Source organism: Nitrosomonas sp. TNE100, assembly GCF_055387135.1.
In genome coordinates this window covers 288,701-305,486 of record NZ_AP040997.1, presented here as the reverse complement: position 1 = coordinate 305,486, position 16,786 = coordinate 288,701, and the positions used below count along the sequence as shown (strand labels likewise).

The following is a 16,786-nucleotide window of genomic DNA, read 5'->3' as shown; positions in this document are numbered from 1 at the left end:
CATAATCAATATTCCAAAAACAAAAAGGACAATGAAATGCAGCTTATTGGATCACTGACCAGCCCGTATGTACGCAAGGTACGCATCATGCTTGTTGAAAAAAGCATCGACTATGAATTTACCAATGATCCTCCGTTCAGCCCTGACACCAAGGTTGCCCAGGTTAATCCGCTGGGTAAGGTACCGGCTCTGATTATGGATGACGGCTTTATCCTGTTTGATTCACGTGTGATTGTTGAATATCTGGATGACCAGGACAGCGCCAGTTCCACCCGGCTGATTCCGGCTTCCGGACCTGAACGACTGCGCGTCAAGCGCTGGGAAGTGCTTGCTGACGGGATCATCGACGCCTGCGTGGCAATTTATCTTGAACGGAAACGCCCTGAATCACAGCAAAGCCAGGAATGGATAGAACGTCAGCAAAAGAAAATTGACCAGGGGCTGCAGGCAGCTTCATCGGATCTGGGTGATCAAGCATGGTGCGAAGGAGCATCCATGACCTTGGCTGACATCGCACTCGGCTGTGCATTCGGTTATCTGGATGCTCGTTTCGCCGAGATCAAATGGCGTGATACTTACCCCAATCTCGTTCGGTTGGCTAATAAACTGGCAGAACGTCAATCATTTAAAACAACCGTTGCTCCGAATTAATCAACCGAATCACCAAAAACAGAGCCAGGAAACAGCGTGGCTTTAGGAACATCAGCCAGAATAGGCTGAGCGCCCGGAGAAAATCAGCTTTTGGATGAATTATGCGGATCGACCGCAGTCAGCAGACCACGCAAAAGATTCACCTCTTCCTTTTCCAGCCGGGTACGTGCAAACAAACGACGTATCCGGCGCATGAGGTGTTTGGGTTGGTCAGGATCCATAAATCCACTGTGGATCATGACCCGTTCCAGGTGATAGTGTAATCCTTCAATTTCATGCAGGCTGGCGGCATCCGGCAATCGGGATGCAAAATAATGCGCAGCAGCATCTTCTTCAAGTACCATGCGCAGCTCATAAGCCATAACTTGTACCGCAGCTGCCAGGTTAAGCGAAGAACAATCAGGGTTAGCCGGAATCTGCACCGTTACCTGGCAATGACTGATTTCCGCTGCGGTCAATCCGGCACTTTCCCGGCCAAACAGCAACGCTACCGGATGATGCTGTGCATGCCGGATCAGCTCAATGGCTGCCTGCCTGGCATTACAGGTCGGGTGCGGCAAATCACGCCGGCGAGCAGTCAGGGCAGCAGCCAGAAAAGTATCCCCCAGCGCCTCCTCCAGGTTACTGCAGACGTGCGCCGTTTCAAGTATGTCGCGTGCATTGGAGGCGCGGGCATCCGCCTCACTATCCGGAAAGGATTTCGGGTTGATCAGGTAAAGCTTGTTCAGCCCCATGGTTTTCATGGCACGGGCCGTTGCACCGATATTGCCCGGATGGCTGGTATGGCTCAACACAATCCGGACATTATCGAGCGGCGAGGCAGGATTCATATTAGAATAGCGGTTTTCCAGTCATTTGTTTCTAAAGTAAATTTTTTACCATGCATCCCACGCTTACCATCGCAGTTAAGGCAGCTCGCCGGGCCGGCAACATCATCAATCGTGCCTCAATGGATTTGGATCGGCTGACTGTTTCGCGCAAAGCTCACAGCGATTTTGTCAGCGAAGTGGACAAAGCTGCTGAAGATGCCATTATCAAAATATTGCTGGATGCATACCCTGATCATTCGATTCTAGCAGAAGAAAGCGGTGCCAGCGGGAATGCAAACAAATCGGAATATCAGTGGATAATTGATCCATTGGACGGCACCACCAATTTCCTGCACGGATTTCCAAAATACTGCGTCTCGATCGCGTTGTTACACCGTGGAATTTTGTCACAAGCTGTCATCTACGATCCGGTAAGCGATGAATTATTTACTGCCACGCGCGGCAGCGGTGCCTTTCTCAATGATCATCGTATTCGTGTTGGCAAACGAGCACAGTTAGGCGAATGCCTGATCGGCACTGGATTCCCGTTTAGAGATTTCACACATATGGATGCCTATCTGGCCATGTTCAGAGACATGATTCCCAAAACAGCCGGCATTCGCCGCCCGGGCTCTGCGGCACTGGATCTCGCTTACGTTGCCGCCGGACGTTACGATGGCTTCTGGGAAACCGGGTTGGCGCCGTGGGACATTGCAGCCGGATGTCTGCTTATTCTCGAAGCAGGAGGTATGGTTGGTGATTTGGAAGGGAACGGACATTACATGCAAAGTGGGCAGATCGTTGCAGGCAATCCCAAAATCTTCTCCCAGCTTCTGCAAATTATCACCCCCCATCTGACCGAACAGCTTCTTGCCGAGAACCGCGAGTTGCCCAAGTAATTTGAGTTAATCACAGGAGAACCTGATGGAGAACCGAGCACACGCATTTGCTGCCGGTCTGTTCGTACTCCTCCTGGGAGTAGCGGCGGTCATGGCGGTCAAATGGCTTAGTCGTGACAATATTAATCACAATCATTATTTTCTGATTTCTGCTGGTGGCTCTGTATCCGGATTGAATCCGGAAGCATCCGTTCGTTACCGTGGAGTAAATATTGGGAAAGTCGAAGAAATTTACTTTGATAAGGAAAATATACGCAACATCATCGTCCGTATCGCTGTCAGCAGTCACGTTACGCTTCCCAAAAATATCTACGCACAGCTGGCCAGCCAGGGTATCACCGGATTGACTTACGTCGAACTGAATGATGATGTCTCTGAAGCAGGAGCCGGTTATCTGGAAAACGAGGCACATATTTTCCTGAGATCTTCACTTATCAAAACCCTTTCCGACTCTCTGGAAGAAATCCTCAAGAATTCAAACACAGTAATTAAGCAGATAAACAATCTGCTTAATAAAAAAAATCAGGCGCATATTGGCAAGATTTTAAGCCACTTGGAACAGACAGTTCAGCATTATGACAAATTGACAGAAGAGCTCCAGAATGGTTTGCAAGCTTTGCCGCAGTTGACTGGCGAATTCACGTCGACATTCAGGCAAACTCGTCAGGTCATGGAAAATACCAGCCAGGTACTACAAAAACTGAATCAGCAGCAAGGATTAATAGACAACCTGACCCAAGGATCGCTGGAGATGGCTCACACCCTGGATAGCCTGAATGAAACTGGCCAGGCTGTCACGCAAAGTACGCGCAAACTGAATCAATTACTAAATTTGCTGGAAGCACATCCACAAAGCCTGGTATTTGGCAAACCACCCGCCTTGCCTGGCCCTGGCGAACCAGGATTCACGCCACCACAGCCGATAAAATGATGACGAAAGTTTCTATTGCCCTTCTGGCTATTTTGTTGACAGGGTGTACCTTGACACCCAAAGCACCATCCTCCGTCTCAGTTTACGATCTTGGCCCGCCATCTGCTATCACACTCGGATCTTCCCTGTCCTCTCAAGCGACTATTCAGATTATAGATATCGCCGCACCCGTCTGGCTGGATACTCAATCAATCCATTACCGGCTTGCCTACCATGATCCTGCCCGCATCTATACCTATGCTGACAGTCGCTGGAATGCACCACCAGCAGAACTGTTGACCGAGCGCTTCAGGCAGTATTTTGCGACTGGAAACATTGATAGACACCATAAAGACGATACGCCTGTAAACTATCTGTTAAAAATTGATCTGGGTGAGTTCACCCAGATTTTTAATACACCGGGTAATAGCCAGGTTGTTGTTCAACTACGTGCTTCTCTGTATGAACCAACCTCACGCTTGCCAATTGCACACCAGCACTTTCTGGGAAGGCAAGAAACTCAAACAGCGGATGCAGCGGGTGCAGTTACAGCCTTTATTCAGGTAAGTGACAACTTGTTGAATGAGCTGGTACAGTGGTTATCCGACATTCGTCAATAATGAATACAGTATCTTTGGCTAATCAATGATGCGCATACTTGGTCTGATTCTTTTATTACAGTTGCTCCTGTCTGCCTGTGGCTATAAAAGTTCACTTTATCTCCCACAGGATCAACCCGTTAAAAACAATAAGCAGGAAAAGTCATGAGCCATTTCAGCTCATTTAATTATCGAAACCACCAGCTTTTTGCAGAAGAAATTCCACTGACAGCAATTGCAGCTGAGTTTGGCACCCCTTGCTATGTTTACTCAAGTGCGGCAATCCGCACGGCTTACCAAAGCTTTGATCGCGCCTTCGGTCAGAGAAACCATCTGATCTGCTACGCAGTAAAAGCCAATTCAAATCTTGCTGTATTGAACCTGCTTGCCCGCTTGGGCAGCGGCTTTGATATCGTCTCTGGCGGGGAATTGCAGCGAGTATTGAAAGCAGGAGGCGATCTGCAAAAAACGGTTTTCTCTGGAGTAGGCAAAACATTTGAGGAAATTCGTATAGCACTGGCGGCCAATATTTTCTGTTTCAATGTTGAATCAGAAATGGAACTGATCGCATTGAATGAAATTGCCGGACAAATGGGAAAGATCGCGCCAGTCAGTCTGCGCGTCAACCCGGATGTGGATGCTAACACTCACCCTTACATTTCCACAGGAATGAAGGAAAACAAGTTTGGTATCCCGGCTGCAGAGGCTGAACGGATATACGCAATAGCGCAACAGCTCCCCTACATCCGTGTCTCAGGGCTAGATTGTCATATTGGCTCGCAATTGACTGAAATTGCGCCATTCATTGAAGCAGCCCATAAAATGCTGGATTTGCTGGCACGATTACAAGCAACAGGTATTTCCATTGAGCACCTGGATCTTGGTGGAGGACTAGGAGTTCGTTATGATCTGGAAATCCCTCCCACGATAGAGGAGTATGTCAAGGCATTATGCGCGGCTACAGAAAATTATCCGCAGCAATTGCTTATCGAGCCCGGACGTTCAATGGTAGGGAACGCCGGACTACTGCTGACCCGAGTGCATTATCTCAAACACGCACCACACCGCAATTTCGCAATTGTTGATGCTGCAATGAACGACATGTTGAGGCCAGCTCTGTATCAGGCCTATCATTCAATATTACCAATCGCCAAGCGTACAGGAGAGACAAAAATTTACCAGATCGTCGGACCTGTTTGCGAGACAGGCGATTTTCTCGGCCATGACCGTAACCTGACTCTGGAAAGTAATGATTTATTGGCCGTTATGTCTGCAGGCGCGTATGGTATGAGTATGAGCTCAAATTACAATACCCGCCCACGTGCAGTTGAAGTCATGGTGGACGGCAGCTCAGTACATCTCATTCGTGCACGTGAAACAATAGAAGATCTATATGCTCTGGAAAAGATACCAACCTGAAACCCGCACATAACTCCAATTATGTCGGATATCACCACACTCGACGATGCGCGCTACCAGGAATTCATTCTACAAGGCGTATCACGCACTTTCGCGCTCACTATTCCTCAATTGCCGCCAGCATTGCGTGCAGTGATAGGAAATGCCTATCTGTTATGTCGCATTGTCGATACAGTTGAGGATGATAGCGCCCTCACATTGGAGCAAACACGCGAACTGGCTGGAATGTTCACCGAGGTCGTCAGCGGTAGCATCGAAGCTGAAATTTTTGCACAAGCCCTGTACCCTCTACTTTCAGAACACACTATTCCAGCAGAGCATGATCTCATCAAGAATACCCCTGCCGTCATACGAATGACACACAGCTTCAATTCTGTGCAGCGCCAGGCGCTGGAACGCTGTATTCGTATCATGGGGCAAGGAATGGCCGCATATCAGGAAAAAGAATCTTTGGCAGGCCTTGAAAACCTGGCCGAGATGGATCTTTATTGCTACCACGTTGCCGGTGTGGTTGGTGAAATGCTGACTGAATTATTCTGTGATTACTCCCCAGAAATCAATCAACATAAATCGACCCTGATGAAACTGGCTGTATCTTTTGGTCAGGGATTACAGATGACCAATATTCTGAAAGATATCTGGGAAGACAGAAAACGAGGGGCATGCTGGTTACCAAGAGATATTTTTCTGGAAGAAGGGTTTGATCTCGATAATTTACAACCAGGCCGTTGCGCGCAAGGTTTTCATGATGGACTGGGTACCCTGATTGGTATTGCAAAATCACATCTGCACAACGCGATGATCTACACCCGCCTGATCCCATCGCATGAAACAGGGATACGCCGCTTCTGTCTGTGGGCAATAGGTATGGCTGTACTTACTTTAAATAAAATTAATAACAAGCGTAATTTTACTGCTGGGGTACAGGTAAAAATTTCTCGCAGGAGCGTCAAAGCAACCGTTTTAATCACCAGCCTTCTGGCCAGTCAGGATTGGGCACTTAGAAAGGTTTTTTCAATATCTTCCAGAAAGCTGCCGGAAGTACAAATTACTGAATTATAAAGCCGAAACAATCTCGTCATTAAATCGCTGAAGCGCTTTAAGCGGATCTGGTGACCGGGTAATCGGCCTGCCTATAACAAGGTAGCTAGCCCCGTTCCGTATTGCCATAGTCGGCGTCGCAATCCTTGCCTGATCATCCCTATTATCATTTGATGATCGAATACCGGGAGTTATCAGCCAGAAATCCTTACCTGCCTTCTCTCTCAGACTGGCTGCTTCCAGCGCCGAGCAAACCACACCATCCAAACCACAGCGCTGTGCAAGCAGAGCCAGTCGCTGCACGATAATTTCCGGCGAGCCAGATATGCCTAGCTCACTTAAGTCATCATGATTCATACTGGTAAGCAAGGTTACAGCGATGAGTCTGGTTCTCTTTCCATCCAACGCCTGCCGGGCAGCAAGCAACATTTTGCTTCCTCCCAGCGCATGTACATTGATCATCCATACACCCAAACTAGACGCAACACTACAGGCCGCCGCAACAGTGTTCGGAATATCGTGAAATTTCAAATCAAGAAAAACATCAAAGCCCAGTCGCATCAATTTCTCGATCAGCTGTGGACCTGCCAGGGTAAAAAGTTCTTTCCCAACCTTAATCCGACAAAGTCTGCTATCCAGCGTGGCTGCAAAATTCAACGCCGTGCCTTGGTCAGAAAAATCCAGTGCGACGATAATACGCGAATCATTCATACAGCCAGTAATATCAGGGTTTCCTACGGATTTTTTTAATGAGACAGGATAAATACCCGAATAGGGCACCTGCTGCGAAACAGAGGAAAAGCACGACTACTACAGGGACTTCCCATTCCATTCCAAGATAATAGTGTATTGTCACCATCTCGGAATTCTTAACAGCAACACTGAGTAGAAACAAAAAGACAATCAGGCGTACAAGGGTCATAAATATGTGCATTTCTTCTGATTCAACTCAGAAAAGTAAAACAAAGGGAGACACGAGGTCATAAAGACCCTGTAGCAACTCCGATTAGTGTTCCCGGAAATACCCATAAAATCAACCTTAAGCCGCTCTCTCACTTATTTATCTGATTGCAACATACTCGGAACACCTGCCTATTCCAAGTAATCACGCAGGAAAGCGTGATCAGTAATTCACGATTTCCGAGCATATTGTAGATTTACGCAACAAAAAATCGGAAAGAAATGAGACACGCTTTCTTCTGGTGCAACGTTATTTTCAAGAGACACGGATTTCTAGCCTGTAGCCTGATCAAGCAGGTTATGCTGTTTATGGCTGGAATCAATCAGTTCTCGCATTTTTTTACCTGCCTTGAAGTGAGGAACATATTTCTCCGGCACATGAACCTTTTCACCTGATTTAGGGTTGCGCCCGACACGTGAAGGCCTGTAATTTAGATCGAAACTGCCAAATCCACGAATCTCGATACGTTCCCCTCTGGCAAGGCTTTTCGCCATCGCATCCAGAATAATCTTGACGACTAATTCTGCATCCTTTGCCAGCAGCTGAGGAAAGCGTTCCGCCAGCTTGGAAATCAGTTCGGATTTCGTCATGACCAGCTTTTATTCTTCTGAAGATTTACTATCAATCTTGGCTTTAAGTAATGCACCCAGATTAGTAGTACCCGCACTGGCTGGAGATGGAGCCAGCGATCTGATCGCTTTATCTTCTTCCTCCTGGATCCTAGCTTTAACTGACAAACTGATACTTCGGCTCTTACGATCAATATTAATAATCGCGGCCTCAAGCTCATCCCCTTCGTTAACACGAGTACGAATATCTTCGATCTTGTCACGAGAAAATTCAGAAGCACGTAAATAACCCTCTACATCATCCGTCAGTGCAATAACGGCACCCTTGGCATCTACAGATTTCACGGTACCCTTGACAAGGCTGCCTTTATCATGCGAAGCGACATAAATATTAAAGGGATCACCTTCCAACTGTTTGATACCCAAAGAAATACGTTCTTTTTCTACATCGATGGACAACACTACAGCTTCCACCTCATCACCTTTTCTAAATTCACTGATTGCTTTTTCACCTGTCTGAATCCAGGAAAGATCGGACAGATGTACTAAACCATCAATATTCCCTGGCAAGCCGATGAATAAACCGAAATCTGTAATAGATTTAATTTGACCAGTAACTTTGTTGCCTTTTTCATGACTCAGTGAAAATTCTTCCCAAGGATTGGGTTTACACTGTTTCATGCCCAGTGAAATACGCCGACGATCTTCATCAATCTCAAGAATCATGACTTCGACTTCGTCACCCAACTGCACAATTTTGGACGGATAAACATTCTTGTTGGTCCAGTCCATTTCCGAGACATGCACCAAGCCTTCGATACCCTGTTCAATTTCAACAAAGGCACCATAATCAGTCATATTGGTAACTTTGCCGAACATGCGCGTACCTTGAGGATAGCGCCTGGAAAGGCCAATCCACGGATCCTCCGTGAGCTGCTTCAGTCCCAGGGACACACGATTTTTTTCCTGATCAAATTTCAGGATTTTGGCAGAAACTTCATCACCAACATTGATAACTTCAGTTGGATGTTTGACACGGCGCCAGGCAAGATCGGTAATGTGCAACAATCCATCAATACCACCCAGATCGACAAATGCACCGTAGTCCGTAATGTTCTTGACAATCCCTTGGACAACCGCCCCCTCCTGCAAACTGGCCAGCAACTCATCCCGGTCTGCTCCTTGAGTCTCTTCCAGCACCGCACGCCTGGATACAACCACGTTATTACGCTTGCGATCAAGCTTGATCACCTTGAATTCCATTTCCTTGTTTTCATAAGGTGTCATGTCTTTAACCGGACGGATATCCACCAAGGAACCTGGCAGAAAAGCACGAATACCATTGATTGTGGCTGTTAACCCGCCTTTTACTTTTCCGTTAACCATGCCGGTAACAATTGTGCCTTTTTCCATGGCATCTTCCAGCTCATACCAAGCATTCAGGCGCTTTGCCTTATCTCTCGACAATCGGCTTTCACCGTAACCATTTTCAAGCGCTTCAATAGCAACACTGACAAAGTCGCCCTCATGAGCCTCAACCTCGCCCCTGTCATTCTTGAATTCTTCAATCGGGATATAGCTCTCGGATTTAAGCCCTGCATTAACCACAACAAAGTTGTAATCAACACGAATAATTTCAGCAGTAATTACTTCACCCACACGCATTTCCTTATGCGAAAGGCTCTCATTGAAAAGTTCGGCAAAGCTTTCTGTAGAATCCGCTACACTGGTTGCAATAGTCATTTAAAAAATACCCGATCGTAAACAATTCCCCTCTAAAAAACAAAAGGGGACAGGTTGGTTGGTTAATAAAAATAACAACTGAAAAACTTAAATTCCAAAGTCACTCAATACTACCTACTACCGGAGTCAGCATACATACCCAATACCTTGCCGACAACCTGATCTATATTGAGGCCAGTTGTATCCAGCAAACGTGTATCTTCACACTGTTGCAGTGGCGATGCAACACGCTTGCTGTCACGCTCATCACGCTCGCGAAGAGCCAGGACAAGATTCGCGATACTAGCATTTATTCCCTTCTCCATCAACTGCTTATGGCGCCGACGCGCGCGCTCTTCTTCATTGGCAGTAAGATAAATTTTCAAAGTGGCGTCAGGAAAAATGACTGATCCCATGTCGCGTCCGTCAGCTACCAGACCCGGTAGTTTACGGAAACCTCGCTGACGCTCCAGCAGCTCCACTCTGAGCGCAGAATATTGTGCGATTTTAGAAGCATACTCTCCGCATGCTTCTGCGCGGATCTCATCACTTACATCTATTCCGTCCAGCCGGATTGATGAATCTGCAAAAGACACATCCAGACTCCGGGCAATACCAACCACTCCTTGCTCATCACCGGCATCTACACCGCGCTTCATGGCAGCCAGCGCCACCAGACGATAAAGTGCACCGCTATCAAGGTAATGAAACCCAAGCACCTGTGATACAAGACGGGCGATTGTACCTTTCCCTGATGCGGAAGGACCATCCAGTGTGATTACCGGAACATATTGATTTTTCATGGTTCACTCGATCCAAGCAAGATACTTCCGGTATTTAAATTGTTGCTTGTAAAATTTGGGTTCAATACACTTCTGGAAATTATTGGTGTGTAATGGCTGTGAATTTTTCAAAATAATCCGGGAAAGTTTTAGCTACACAATGTGGGTCATTGATGCGCACCGGTGTACCCAAGGATATCAGGGAAAAGCACATCGCCATCCGGTGATCATCGTAGGTATCAATCACAGTATTGGCCACCAAAGGGCCGTCCGGCGGCGTGATCCGCAGAAAATCATCGCCAGATTCCACTTGAGCACCCAGCTTGCGAAGTTCTGTTGACATCGCAGTGATCCGGTCTGTTTCCTTGACCCGCCAACTCGCTATATTCCTGAGCGTAGTCGTCCCTTGCGCAAACAATGCGGTCGTAGCCAGTGTCATAGCAGCATCAGGGATATGATTACAATCAAAATCAATCGCCTTTAAAACCTTGCCGTCAGATCTGTAGCCTGGGGCACTGGATTCTATCCAGTCACTCCCCATTTTGATGCAAGCTCCCATCGCTTCCAGCGCTTCAACAAAGCGGATATCTCCTTGACAGCTATCGCGTCCCACGCCATCAACACGCACCGGGCCACCTGCTATAGCTCCGGCAGCAAGAAAATAGGAAGCAGACGATGCATCCCCTTCAACAGCGATCTTTCCCGGGCTGTGATAAATCTGATTCCCTGGCACGATAAAACGCAGCCAGGATTCCCGTTCAACCTGCACGCCAAAATAGGCCATTTGCGCAATGGTGAGTGTTACGTAGGGCTGTGAAATAAGTGTACCGTTGACAATGATGGTTGCTGGCTCACCAGCCAGAGGCAACGCCATCAGCAATCCACTGAGAAACTGGCTGGAAATATTTCCATTGATAAGAATATCAGCTGGGTGGATTGCAGCCGGATGGATCTCCAATGGGGGAAAATGCTCTCGCTCAAGATAGGTAATTACAGCCCCAACTTGACGTAACGCATCCACTAAATCGCCAATCGGCCGCTCATGCATGCGTGGCACACCTGAAAGATGATAATGACCATGCATCAATGACAGTACCGCAGTTAACGGGCGAAAGGCTGTTCCGGCATTGCCCAGAAACAGATCAGCTTCCTTTACAGAAAATCTCCCACTGCACCCCGTTATCAGATATTGACCTTCATCAGTGCGAGTAACAGCTACCCCAAGCATCTTCAGAGCATCCAACATCCGCCCGGTATCATCAGATTCGAGCAGATTACTGATCGTTGTAGTGCCTTCAGCAAGTGCAGACAACAGAAGAACACGGTTGGAAATACTTTTCGAACCCGGCAAACGTACCTTACCTGCTGCACAACGAACCAGAGGAAGATCAAGCCATTCCATAAGCTAGCGACTTTCTGCCAGTAAAAGGCAGGAATCAATCAAAACATAATGATTTCTTTTCATTCGTTCAACAATAATTGATCCAGCTTCGTGAATCATTTTCAAATTAGGCAAATGTACATTAAAGTGGCAATTCTGTTTTTAGATTATCCAGCCGAATTTATACCCACTTAAGCCCCGGATATTTTTTGTACTGATAACCCTTACTGAATGAACCTATCTGTAAATTAACAATTTACATCTGTCACCGAAACATTAACGCAACCGACTCTACTAAAGCCACCTCAGATCAAATACAATACAACCCTTTTCTTATAATAACTTTATTCATATTCAACGAGGTTAACTGATGGAAGATACTGCACCGATAGCCAACTTGCTTTATTCGATACTGGCCCTTCCGATTGCCTTTATGGTTCTCTATTGGGTTAAAATTCGCAAAGACCGGCACCGCAATGAATCGGGAGAAATAGAATACAGGAGCCTGGGACACGCGCTATCTTTCTTCGTAGTCGAAGGACTTGCGCTGGTAGGCAGCCTGTCCATCCTTATCACCGCTGTTTCAGGCATCGTTCGCTATATTATTTATATATATGGCTAATCTGACGTCTGTTCCGGGAACACAAAAAAATGAAAGGTATCTACCGGTCAGATCAAGAAGCTGCTTTACCGGTTTCCGGAACAGCGTCAGCACGCTTGCTCTTCACTTTTTTCTGCTCAAACTCAAATCCGATCTTGCCTTCCGTCCCTACAACTAGGTAAGCAGAAAAAGGCCGCCCTTTCTTGGAAATAAATCCTGTCAGCAAATCGGTTCTGCCCGTCTGAAGCAGTTTGATCACCTGTTCCGTATCGATAGCGCGATTCAGAATAATTTTTCCGGTTCTGAAACTGCAGGAAGGGCTTGGCCCTACTGCCTTTTCACAAACATAAAATAATTTGTGTTCATATACAGAATGTCCACACTGAGGACATTTTCCAAGCACTTGCTGTGCCGAAAAATCGACTTCCTCTTCTGTTTGGGTGGCTTCGTTGCCAAAATCAAACTTCATTTCATGATCATCTGTCAACCTGACAAGGGCGTTGAATGCACGTCCCATCTTGCTGCGAAAGCCTGACAAAGGACCAACCTCTCGGGTGGAAATCAGCGTTTCCATTTCATTCACCTCGAACTGCCGCCCTGCCAGAATCTTCCACAATGCAAAATCACATTGCTGACATTGAAATTTTTTATAGGTTTCCTTTATTACGCCACTGCATTTAGGGCAAGGTACCTGGAGGGTTGCAAAATCTCCGCTGATAGTCTTACCTCGATGATTTTTAGCTTGCTCGACGATATGACGAGTCATCGTGGCAATCTTCTCCATGAAGACATCACGCTTAAGCTGGCCCTGCTCAATTTGACGCAACTTGAATTCCCAGTCTCCGGTCAACTCGGGTGAAATCAGCTCGGGAACCTTGATTCCCCGCAGCAAAGTCACTAACGAGAATGCTTTGGCTGTCGGTTGCAACTCCCTCCCTGAACGCTCAACATAATTTTCATGAATCAGGCCTTCTATGATGGCAGCACGTGTAGCGGGTGTACCTAACCCTTTAGTACTCATGGCTGCACGCAACTCTTCATCTTCCACCAGTTTTCCGGCACCCTCCATCGCGGATAACAACGTGGATTCGTTATATCTGGCAGGAGGACGCGTTTGATTGGCAACTGCAGTTACTTCCTGGGCTAGAACCGTTTCGCCCGGTGTCACTGCCACCAGCACTGACTCTTCTTCCTGCCCCCGGACAGATTCCACCTTGCCATAAACAGTCTGCCAGCCAGCATGCACCAAAACCTTGCCTTCCGTTTTAAAAGGCTCATCTTCCACCCTAGTAATGCGGGTTGTGACCAAAAACTCGGCTGCCGGGTAGAAAATTGCCAGAAACCGTTTGGTCACCAGGTCGTAGAGCTTCTCTTCCGCTTCATTGAGTTTTTTTGGAACCAGCGCTGTAGGGATAATTGCGAAGTGGTCTGAAACCTTTGCATTATTGAAAATCCGTTTGTTCGGCTTCACCCAGTCAGATTTTAAAATCTGGCTGGCAAACTGATCATAATGTGATTCTTTCAGCGCCTGCAGCGTATCCTTGACTGTTTCCGAATAATCTTCAGGAAGTGCACGCGAATCAGTACGAGGATAAGTCAGCACCTTATGTTTCTCATACAAAGCCTGAGCAAGTCCTAACGTCGTTTTGGCAGAAAAACCAAAACGGCTATTGGCCTCCCGCTGCAGACTGGTCAGATCGTATAGTAAAGGGCAGTTCTCTCTGGTCGGTTTGCTTTCTTCGGAAACAATCCCGGTTCGCCCATCGCATTTATCCCGAATCGCTTCAGCCCTGGCATGATCCCAAATCCGATCCGCCCTGGATTCAGATTCATCCTTACGCTTGCTAAAGCTTTCATCAAACCATTTCGCTTTATAGGAACCATTTTCTGCCTGAAAAACAGCATGAATCTCCCAATAGTCCCTGGCCACAAACTTCTTGATCGCCTCTTCTCGTTCAACCAGTATGGCCAGTGTAGGCGTTTGCACACGCCCGACTGTCGTTTTATGAAATCCGCCTTCCTGCGAGTTGAATGCAGTCATGACACGCGTGCCATTAATACCTACTAGCCAATCCGCTTCAGAACGGCTAACGGCCGCATCTGCCAAAGGCTGCACTTCGCTATCTTCCAGCAGATTTGTAAAAGCTTCCCGTATGGCCACGGGTGTCATAGATTGCAACCACAAACGTTTAATCGGTTTTTTGCTGCCAGTATGACGCACGATATAACGAAAAATCAGTTCACCTTCACGTCCTGCATCGCATGCATTAATTAACACATCAACATCTTTGCGCTTGATCAGCTTGCTCAACAGCTTGAGGCGATCCATGGTTTTCTCGATCGGAGCAAGATCAAAGCGTGGAGGAATAACGGGTAAATGATCAAAACTCCATTTCCCTCGCTTAACCTCATATTCCTCCGGGACAATTAATTCCAGCAAATGCCCGATTGCGGAGGACAAGACATATTCATCACTCTCGAAATAGTCACCCTGCTTGGTAAATCCGCCCAGGACACGCGCTATATCATTAGCAACAGAAGGTTTCTCGGCGATGATTAGTTTTTTACTCATAAGGTACTTATAAACTGCTATAGACACAATGAACAACTGACACACGGGCTACGTCAGCCGATCAAATCATCCGGTCTCCTGGCTGCCGGTCATGAACGGGTTGGATGGAAAGAGTATCTGCAAGGCATTAGTGCCGCTGGTGGGAATCACTGACTACAAATAATTTTTCGATGGTATTGCTGTCGGCCAGCTGATTCTGGATCCAAAGATCAAACAGCACCACCAGTTTTATCTTTTCCACGCTGGAAGTATCACCATCCATGCGGATGACCCGATCGATTAACAATTCACGTTGCAGCGGATTAATGACACCAGCCTGTTCAAGAAAGAAAATAAATCCGCGTCCTTCCGTATCAATAATCTCCATCTCTTCTTTTGTAAAATGGCGCATTGAATTGCTTTCAGCCAGCCCAGCCAGATAACCCTCCGTATCGTGATGAGAAAATTCGGACAACCAGTCAAGTGCCAGCGTAATTTCTTCGTCATCAAAGCCCGCCATGGTTAATTTCCGGGTCAACGTAGCAGAATCCGGATAGTTTCCGGTATCGAAGTAATTTTCAAACAAGTAAACAAGAATATCGAACATAGCCCACCCTGCAACCTCAAATTAAAATTACTACAAGACACCTTAAACAGGGTAACGAATTACTACCAAACACTCAATGAATCAACGAACACGTTGGTATCTTCCTCCAGGAAGACTACCAATCTTACCTTCCAATTCCAAGATCAGTAGCATGGCGGATACCGCCTCAACCGTCAAGCCACTGCGTATGCAAAGCGTATCAATATCGATGGAATCATAGTCAAAATATATTAGTAGCCCGGTATCATCAATACAATCACTACTTGCATCTACCAATCCACCCGTTTCATTATGATTAACCGGAGCAGCTTCAATTTGTTGTATCGGCTGATGATTCAATTCATCCAGAATATCCTGGATATTCTCAACCAGTTTCGCGCCCTGTTTAATCAACGCATGGCAGCCTTTTGACAAAGGAGAATGGATAGAACCGGGTATGGCCATCACATCACGCCCTTGCTCCAGCGCCAGCCTGGCAGTAATGAGTGACCCACTATACAACGTAGCTTCCACAACTAAACATGCATGACACATACCGCTGATGATACGATTTCTGCGCGGAAAATTTTTGCTCATGGCGGGCACCCCCAAGGGAAACTCGGAAATCAGAGCACCCTCATCTGCCAGCTTATGAGCAAGTTCACGATTCTTGGAGGGATAGACCAGATCAAGTCCGGTGCCAACAATAGCCATGCTGGAAGATGCACCGCGCAGCCCACCCTGATGGGCCGCTGTATCAATACCTTGCGCCAGACCACTGATCACACAGAATCCTGCGTTACTGGCAGCCTCGGCAAAAGCATCGGCATTTGCAAATCCCTGTGGCGTTGCATTGCGACTGCCGACTATTGCCAGGGCCGGTCGCGCCAGAAATTTCCGCTGGCCTTTAAAATACAGGATTGGAGGGGGATCAGGAATATTGAGCAGAAGTCCCGGATAATCCGGATCTGCTAACGTAATCAGTGAATTAAGCGGATCTTGCAGCCATTCAATCGTTTTGGCAAATTTATCCCCATCCACTTTGCGCTGAAAAATACTGGTGGCAACTGTTTTTTTTACGACACCTTCAAGCGCACGCTGATTTGCAGCAAGCACCTCAGCTGGATCGCCAAAAGCGACCAGCAATCGGCGCAAGCTTCCACTCCCTACACCCTCTGTCAGGCCAAGGCGCAGCCAAGATTCAATATCCCGGTCAATCTGCATAGAAAAAAGAACTCACCCCGATAACAACTTTAAACAACCGAAAAGCTGTACTACAAAAATTAACACGCGGGCGAGTATAGT

General features: G+C 47.0%; 18 protein-coding genes. 8 read left to right on the top strand and 10 right to left on the bottom strand.

Going from position 1 to position 16,786, the window contains the following annotated elements:
• Window positions 1–36 precede the first annotated feature (36 nt).
• Entirely contained in the window at window positions 37–651 is a 615-nt protein-coding gene (locus ACZ5EJ_RS01550; RefSeq protein WP_011633529.1) for a glutathione S-transferase, read from the top strand.
• Between the two features lie 83 nt (window positions 652–734).
• On the opposite strand, the gene ACZ5EJ_RS01545 is transcribed toward ACZ5EJ_RS01550, so the two are convergent.
• Window positions 735–1,481, bottom strand: a complete 747-nt coding sequence (locus tag ACZ5EJ_RS01545; RefSeq protein ID WP_011633528.1) for an RNA methyltransferase — start codon at window positions 1,479–1,481, stop codon at window positions 735–737.
• Window positions 1,482–1,531: 50 nt separating this feature from the next.
• Here ACZ5EJ_RS01545 and ACZ5EJ_RS01540 point away from each other — a divergent pair, with 50 nt between their 5' ends.
• The 6 genes from ACZ5EJ_RS01540 to ACZ5EJ_RS01515 are packed head-to-tail and all read left to right on the top strand — an operon-like array spanning window position 1,532 to window position 6,349.
• On the top strand, window positions 1,532–2,359 hold the full coding sequence (locus tag ACZ5EJ_RS01540; protein WP_011633527.1) for an inositol monophosphatase family protein: 828 nt from the start codon (window positions 1,532–1,534) through the stop codon (window positions 2,357–2,359).
• 25 nt (window positions 2,360–2,384) lie between these two features.
• Window positions 2,385–3,290 (top strand): MlaD family protein, encoded by a 906-nt coding sequence (locus tag ACZ5EJ_RS01535; RefSeq protein WP_011633526.1) that lies wholly within the window; start codon window positions 2,385–2,387, stop codon window positions 3,288–3,290.
• Window positions 3,287–3,889 carry an ABC-type transport auxiliary lipoprotein family protein gene (locus ACZ5EJ_RS01530; protein WP_011633525.1) on the top strand — a complete coding sequence of 201 codons (603 nt, stop codon included), beginning with the start codon at window positions 3,287–3,289 and terminating at the stop codon, window positions 3,887–3,889. Before ACZ5EJ_RS01535 ends, ACZ5EJ_RS01530 begins: the two co-directional genes overlap by 4 nt.
• Window positions 3,890–3,914: 25 nt before the next feature.
• The gene (gene lptM / locus ACZ5EJ_RS01525; protein ID WP_369596168.1) at window positions 3,915–4,037 is read left to right on the top strand and encodes an LPS translocon maturation chaperone LptM; all 123 of its coding nucleotides are present in this window, start codon (window positions 3,915–3,917) and stop codon (window positions 4,035–4,037) included.
• Window positions 4,034–5,287: a diaminopimelate decarboxylase gene (gene lysA, locus ACZ5EJ_RS01520; protein ID WP_011633524.1), complete on the top strand. Its 1,254-nt coding sequence runs from the start codon at window positions 4,034–4,036 to the stop codon at window positions 5,285–5,287. The genes lptM and lysA overlap by 4 nt, the downstream gene beginning before the upstream one ends.
• A gap of 21 nt (window positions 5,288–5,308) precedes the next feature.
• Complete coding sequence (locus tag ACZ5EJ_RS01515) at window positions 5,309–6,349, top strand: phytoene/squalene synthase family protein (RefSeq protein ID WP_011633523.1); 1,041 nt, start codon at window positions 5,309–5,311, stop codon at window positions 6,347–6,349.
• On the opposite strand, the gene pyrF is transcribed toward ACZ5EJ_RS01515, so the two are convergent.
• The 6 genes from pyrF to aroA all read right to left on the bottom strand — a co-directional run bounded on the left by pyrF (window position 6,344) and on the right by aroA (window position 11,764).
• Entirely contained in the window at window positions 6,344–7,039 is a 696-nt protein-coding gene (gene pyrF, locus ACZ5EJ_RS01510) for an orotidine-5'-phosphate decarboxylase (protein WP_011633522.1), read from the bottom strand. The two genes, ACZ5EJ_RS01515 and pyrF, sit on opposite strands and share 6 nt — an antisense overlap.
• Window positions 7,040–7,052: 13 nt before the next feature.
• Complete coding sequence (locus ACZ5EJ_RS01505) at window positions 7,053–7,187, bottom strand: LapA family protein (RefSeq protein WP_218142389.1); 135 nt, start codon at window positions 7,185–7,187, stop codon at window positions 7,053–7,055.
• 374 nt (window positions 7,188–7,561) lie between these two features.
• Entirely contained in the window at window positions 7,562–7,879 is a 318-nt protein-coding gene (locus ACZ5EJ_RS01500) for an integration host factor subunit beta (protein ID WP_011633521.1), read from the bottom strand.
• A 9-nt stretch (window positions 7,880–7,888) separates the two neighbouring features.
• Window positions 7,889–9,601, bottom strand: coding sequence for a 30S ribosomal protein S1 (gene rpsA, locus ACZ5EJ_RS01495; RefSeq protein WP_011633520.1), 1,713 nt, complete (start codon window positions 9,599–9,601; stop codon window positions 7,889–7,891).
• Window positions 9,602–9,711: 110 nt separating this feature from the next.
• Entirely contained in the window at window positions 9,712–10,383 is a 672-nt protein-coding gene (gene cmk, locus ACZ5EJ_RS01490; protein ID WP_074456080.1) for a (d)CMP kinase, read from the bottom strand.
• Window positions 10,384–10,462: 79 nt separating this feature from the next.
• Window positions 10,463–11,764 (bottom strand): 3-phosphoshikimate 1-carboxyvinyltransferase, encoded by a 1,302-nt coding sequence (gene aroA / locus ACZ5EJ_RS01485; protein ID WP_074456079.1) that lies wholly within the window; start codon window positions 11,762–11,764, stop codon window positions 10,463–10,465.
• Window positions 11,765–12,113: 349 nt separating this feature from the next.
• On the opposite strand from aroA, the gene ACZ5EJ_RS01480 reads away from it, so the two are divergent.
• Complete coding sequence (locus ACZ5EJ_RS01480) at window positions 12,114–12,365, top strand: hypothetical protein (RefSeq protein WP_011633517.1); 252 nt, start codon at window positions 12,114–12,116, stop codon at window positions 12,363–12,365.
• Window positions 12,366–12,417: 52 nt separating this feature from the next.
• Here ACZ5EJ_RS01480 and ACZ5EJ_RS01475 read toward each other — a convergent pair whose 3' ends face one another.
• From ACZ5EJ_RS01475 to dprA, 3 genes are all read right to left on the bottom strand, one after another.
• A complete protein-coding gene (locus tag ACZ5EJ_RS01475) occupies window positions 12,418–14,916 on the bottom strand; it encodes a DNA topoisomerase III (protein ID WP_074456078.1) in 2,499 nt (832 codons plus the stop codon).
• Window positions 14,917–15,043: 127 nt separating this feature from the next.
• Window positions 15,044–15,502: a Smg family protein gene (locus ACZ5EJ_RS01470; RefSeq protein ID WP_011633515.1), complete on the bottom strand. Its 459-nt coding sequence runs from the start codon at window positions 15,500–15,502 to the stop codon at window positions 15,044–15,046.
• A gap of 81 nt (window positions 15,503–15,583) precedes the next feature.
• Entirely contained in the window at window positions 15,584–16,705 is a 1,122-nt protein-coding gene (gene dprA, locus ACZ5EJ_RS01465; protein WP_074456077.1) for a DNA-processing protein DprA, read from the bottom strand.
• Window positions 16,706–16,786 lie beyond the last annotated feature (81 nt).

Coding starts and splice junctions, on each gene's coding strand:
- ACZ5EJ_RS01550 (WP_011633529.1), top strand. CDS start 37: ATGCAGCTTATTGGATCACTGACCAGCCCGTATGTACGCAAGGTACGC.
- ACZ5EJ_RS01545 (WP_011633528.1), bottom strand. CDS start 1,481: ATGAATCCTGCCTCGCCGCTCGATAATGTCCGGATTGTGTTGAGCCAT.
- ACZ5EJ_RS01540 (WP_011633527.1), top strand. CDS start 1,532: ATGCATCCCACGCTTACCATCGCAGTTAAGGCAGCTCGCCGGGCCGGC.
- ACZ5EJ_RS01535 (WP_011633526.1), top strand. CDS start 2,385: ATGGAGAACCGAGCACACGCATTTGCTGCCGGTCTGTTCGTACTCCTC.
- ACZ5EJ_RS01530 (WP_011633525.1), top strand. CDS start 3,287: ATGATGACGAAAGTTTCTATTGCCCTTCTGGCTATTTTGTTGACAGGG.
- lptM (WP_369596168.1), top strand. CDS start 3,915: ATGATGCGCATACTTGGTCTGATTCTTTTATTACAGTTGCTCCTGTCT.
- lysA (WP_011633524.1), top strand. CDS start 4,034: ATGAGCCATTTCAGCTCATTTAATTATCGAAACCACCAGCTTTTTGCA.
- ACZ5EJ_RS01515 (WP_011633523.1), top strand. CDS start 5,309: ATGTCGGATATCACCACACTCGACGATGCGCGCTACCAGGAATTCATT.
- pyrF (WP_011633522.1), bottom strand. CDS start 7,039: ATGAATGATTCGCGTATTATCGTCGCACTGGATTTTTCTGACCAAGGC.
- ACZ5EJ_RS01505 (WP_218142389.1), bottom strand. CDS start 7,187: ATGGTGACAATACACTATTATCTTGGAATGGAATGGGAAGTCCCTGTA.
- ACZ5EJ_RS01500 (WP_011633521.1), bottom strand. CDS start 7,879: ATGACGAAATCCGAACTGATTTCCAAGCTGGCGGAACGCTTTCCTCAG.
- rpsA (WP_011633520.1), bottom strand. CDS start 9,601: ATGACTATTGCAACCAGTGTAGCGGATTCTACAGAAAGCTTTGCCGAA.
- cmk (WP_074456080.1), bottom strand. CDS start 10,383: ATGAAAAATCAATATGTTCCGGTAATCACACTGGATGGTCCTTCCGCA.
- aroA (WP_074456079.1), bottom strand. CDS start 11,764: ATGGAATGGCTTGATCTTCCTCTGGTTCGTTGTGCAGCAGGTAAGGTA.
- ACZ5EJ_RS01480 (WP_011633517.1), top strand. CDS start 12,114: ATGGAAGATACTGCACCGATAGCCAACTTGCTTTATTCGATACTGGCC.
- ACZ5EJ_RS01475 (WP_074456078.1), bottom strand. CDS start 14,916: ATGAGTAAAAAACTAATCATCGCCGAGAAACCTTCTGTTGCTAATGAT.
- ACZ5EJ_RS01470 (WP_011633515.1), bottom strand. CDS start 15,502: ATGTTCGATATTCTTGTTTACTTGTTTGAAAATTACTTCGATACCGGA.
- dprA (WP_074456077.1), bottom strand. CDS start 16,705: ATGCAGATTGACCGGGATATTGAATCTTGGCTGCGCCTTGGCCTGACA.